The organism is bacterium, from assembly GCA_020440705.1.
Classification (GTDB): Bacteria; Krumholzibacteriota; Krumholzibacteriia; order LZORAL124-64-63; family LZORAL124-64-63; genus JAGRNP01.
Genome location: JAGRNP010000205.1, coordinates 1 through 3,727, shown reverse-complemented (window position 1 = coordinate 3,727; position 3,727 = coordinate 1). Strand labels below are relative to the sequence as shown.

3 protein-coding genes are annotated in these 3,727 nt (G+C 71.3%); all 3 read left to right on the top strand.

All coding sequences use genetic code 11. From position 1 onward, the window contains the following. Positions 1-953 (top strand): hypothetical protein (locus KDM41_17545; GenBank protein ID MCB1185228.1); only part of this gene is annotated, 953 nt, incomplete at its 5' end. 41 nt (positions 954-994) lie between these two features. Further along, entirely contained in the window at positions 995-1,441 is a 447-nt protein-coding gene (locus KDM41_17540) for a DUF3465 domain-containing protein (GenBank protein ID MCB1185227.1), read from the top strand. Between the two features lie 332 nt (positions 1,442-1,773). Further along, positions 1,774-3,727: methyl-accepting chemotaxis protein (locus KDM41_17535; GenBank protein MCB1185226.1), on the top strand; the 1,954-nt coding region annotated here is incomplete at its 3' end.

The following is a 3,727-nucleotide window of genomic DNA, read 5'->3' as shown; positions in this document are numbered from 1 at the left end:
CCGCCCCGCCGGGGGTCAGCGAACGCTTCCTGCCGGTGGGCACCCCGCGTCCGGCCGGCGCGCGGCTGCACTACCGACCCGCGGTGTGGGCCGAGGCCGGCCTGCACTACGCCAATGCCCGGGCCCAGGTCGACACCTGGACGACGGTGAACCTGGTGGCGCCGGCCCCCGACGGCGCCGCCTCGCCTTGGGACGAAGCCGACGAGCTGCCGGCCGGTGTGCTGACCGAAACCGCGCCCGCCGAGGAGGCGACCTGGGCCGAACCGCCCGCCGCCCTGGCCGGGGCCAAGACCCGCGAGCGGTGGTCCGGCATGCTCAAGAGCCACCTGTACCGGGAGCGGCCGCTCCTGCTGTGGACCTGCAGCGACCCCAAGGCCGTCGCCGAACCCGGCGAGGACGAGGGGCGTTTCCGGGCGCGCCTGGGCGAGCTTTCCCGCGAGGACCGCGACCTGGCGGCCGAGAAGCTGCGGGCGCGCTACGTCCCGAAGCTGAAGCGGCTGGAGGAGAAGATCCGGCGCGCCGAGGCGAAGGTCGCCACCGAGCAGTCCCAGGTGAACGACAAGAAGATGGCCACGGCCGTGAATCTCGGCGCCACGGTGCTGGGCGCCCTGTTCGGCCGCAAGCTGGCCAGCGCCGGCACCGTGCAGCGGGCCGGCAGCACGGCGCGCAGCATGGGGCGCATAGGCAAGGAGAAGGCCGACGTCGATCGGGCGCGCGCGGCCCTCGCAGCGGCCCAGGCGGAGCTCGAGGCCATGGACGTCGAGTTCCGCGACCAGCTCGCCGGGCTGCCCGCGCCCGACGTGGCGCGCTTCGCCCTCGACGAGCTGCCCGTGCGGGCGCGCAAGACCGACATCGCCGTCGAGACGGTCGGTCTGGCCTGGACCCCGTGGTGGGTCGGGGCCGACGGCGTGGCCACCCCGGCCTTCGCCGTGACCCCGGAGGCGCGGGTGTGAGCCCCGGTCCTTCGCGCCGCCTGCTGCGCCTGCTCGCGGGTGTGGCCATCGCCCTGGCCGTGCTCGCCTGGCAGGAGTGGGGGGGCGGCGGCGCACCGGCGTCCCGCGGGCCGGTCGCCGACCAGGCGTCGGCCCCCGCGAAACCGGCGGCCGACGACGGCGCCGCCCGCGTGGCCCGGGCCTTCGCCGACCGGCGCTCGGACCTGCAGGTCGAGGTGGCCGGCCGCGTGCGGCGCGTGCTTCGCGACGACGACGAGGGCTCGCGGCACCAGCGCTTCATCCTGGCCCTGTCCGACGGCCACACGGTGCTCGTCGCCCACAACATCGACCTGGCCGAGAGGGTGCCCCTGGCCGAGGGAGACGGGGTGCGCGTGCACGGCGAGTACGAGTGGAACGAGCAGGGCGGGGTCATCCATTGGACGCACCGGGATCCCGGGGGGCGGCACATCGACGGCTGGATAGAGAGCGGCGGCCGCCGCTACTGGTGACTCGGATCGCCCCGGGGCGGGGCTGCTCCGGGGGGTTCGCCGGAGCAACCGCCCTCGCCGCCCCCTTCTTCCGAGCCCCGCCCTTCTAACATCCCGTATACCGAACAAGGTCTTTCATTTCAAGAGGTTGGCACCGCTCCGATCACCTCGACCCGTCCGCGGAACTCGATCTTTGACCGGATCCGTGGGGTTTTCTGTCAAGTTCCTTCACGAAATGCGGATAACACGTACCAGATGGCAGGGGAGATCGCGTTGGGGTCGTAAGGAACGTCTGTAGGCTTCGCTGTGCATTCCGGATTCCGGAACATGCGGCGGCAACAAAGGACGAGTGCATGTCTCGCCTCAATTCCCTGAAAGCCCGCCTGCTCGTGCCGGGCATCCTCCTGTCGCTGGTGCCGCTGGCCCTGGTCATGGCCGTCGCCGCCCGGCAGGGATTCGAGATGGCCGACGTCATCTCCGACGAGTGCACCGAGATCGCCTACGCGGACCTCGACCACATCGCGGCCAGCGTCTACACCCTGTGCGAGACCCAGCAGCAGGTGCTGCAGGAGAACGTGAACAGCGGGCTGAACGTCACCAAGGCGGAGATCGCGCGCCTCGGCGCCCTGGATTTCGCTCCGGAGACCGTCAGCTGGGACGCCGTCAACCAGTACACCGGCAAGTCGCAGTCCGTGCAGCTGCCGCGCATGCTCGCCGGCGGCGAGTGGCTCGGCCAGAACCGCGAGGCCGGCCGCACGACCCCGGTCGTCGACCGCGTGCGCGACCAGATCGGGGGCACGGCGACCATCTTCCAGCGCATGAACGACGCCGGCGACATGCTGCGCGTGGCGACCAACGTCATGAAGGCCGACGGCACGCGCGCCATCGGCACCTACATCCCGGCGGTGAATCCGGACGGGAAGCCGAACCCGGTGATCAGCACGGTGCTCGCCGGCCGCACCTTCCGCGGGCGGGCCTACGTGGTCGACCGCTGGTACATCACGGCGTACGAGCCGGTGCGCGACGGGCAGGGCCGGGTCGTGGGCATCAGCTACTTCGGCGTGCCCATGGAGAGCGCCGCGGCCCTGCGCCAGGCGATCATGGACATCAAGGTGGGCGAGACGGGCTACGTCTACGTGCTCGACACCAAGGGCAACTACGTCGTCTCCAAGGGCGGCACCCGCGACGGCGAGAACATCATGCAGGCCAAGGACGCCGACGGCGTGGCCTTCATCGAGGAGATCTGCACGAAGGCCGCCAAGCTGGGACCCGGCGAGGTGGCGCAGCAGCTCTATCCGTGGAAGAACAAGGGCGACGACGAGGCGCGGGTCAAGATCGCCCGCATCATGTACTACGAGCCGTGGGACTGGGTCATCGGCGCCAGCAGCTACCTCGACGAGTTCTACCATGCCGAACGCCTGACGCGGGAGATCAGCCGCAAGGGCCTGTTCTTCCAGGGCGGCGTGACGCTGGTGACGCTGCTCCTGACCTGCCTGGTGTGGTGGTTCCTGGCCCACCGGACCGACAAGGCGTTCAGCACCGTCTCGAACCGCATGCGCCAGGTGAGCGGGCGCATGGCCGACTCGGCCGCCCACGTGGCCGGCAGCAGCCAGCTCATGGCGTCGGGCGCCAGCGAGCAGGCCGCCTCCCTCGAGGAGATCGCGGCCTCGCTGCAGGAGCTCTCGGCCATGACCGAACGCAACGCCGACCACGCCCGCCAGACCGACGGCGCGGCCGTGCAGGCCTTCGACGCCGCGAGCCACGGCGTGGGCGCCATGTCGCGCCTGACCGACGCCATCGGCCACATCAAGCACTCGTCGGACGAGACGGCGCGCATCCTGAAGACGATCGACGAGATCGCCTTCCAGACGAACCTGCTGGCGCTGAACGCGGCGGTCGAGGCCGCGCGGGCCGGCGACGCGGGCAAGGGCTTCGCCGTGGTGGCCGAGGAGGTGCGCAACCTCGCCGGACGCAGCGCCGAGGCGGCCCGCAACACGGCCACCCTGATCGACGAGGCCCAGGGCAACGCCGCCAACGGCGTCACGCTGGTGGAGGAGGCGTCCCGCTTCCTGCAGGACATCGAGACCAACGTGGGCAACGTGAAGACGCTCATCGCCGAGGTCGCGGCCGCGAGCGACGAGCAGGCGAGCGGCATCAACGAGATCACCACCGCGGTCGACCAGCTCGACACCGTGACCCAGGCCAACGCCGCCAACTCCGAGGAGTCGGCCGCGGCCAGCGAGGAGCTCAGCGCCCAGGCCCACGACGTGCTCGATCTGGCCCGGACCCTGATGCGCCACGTCAAGG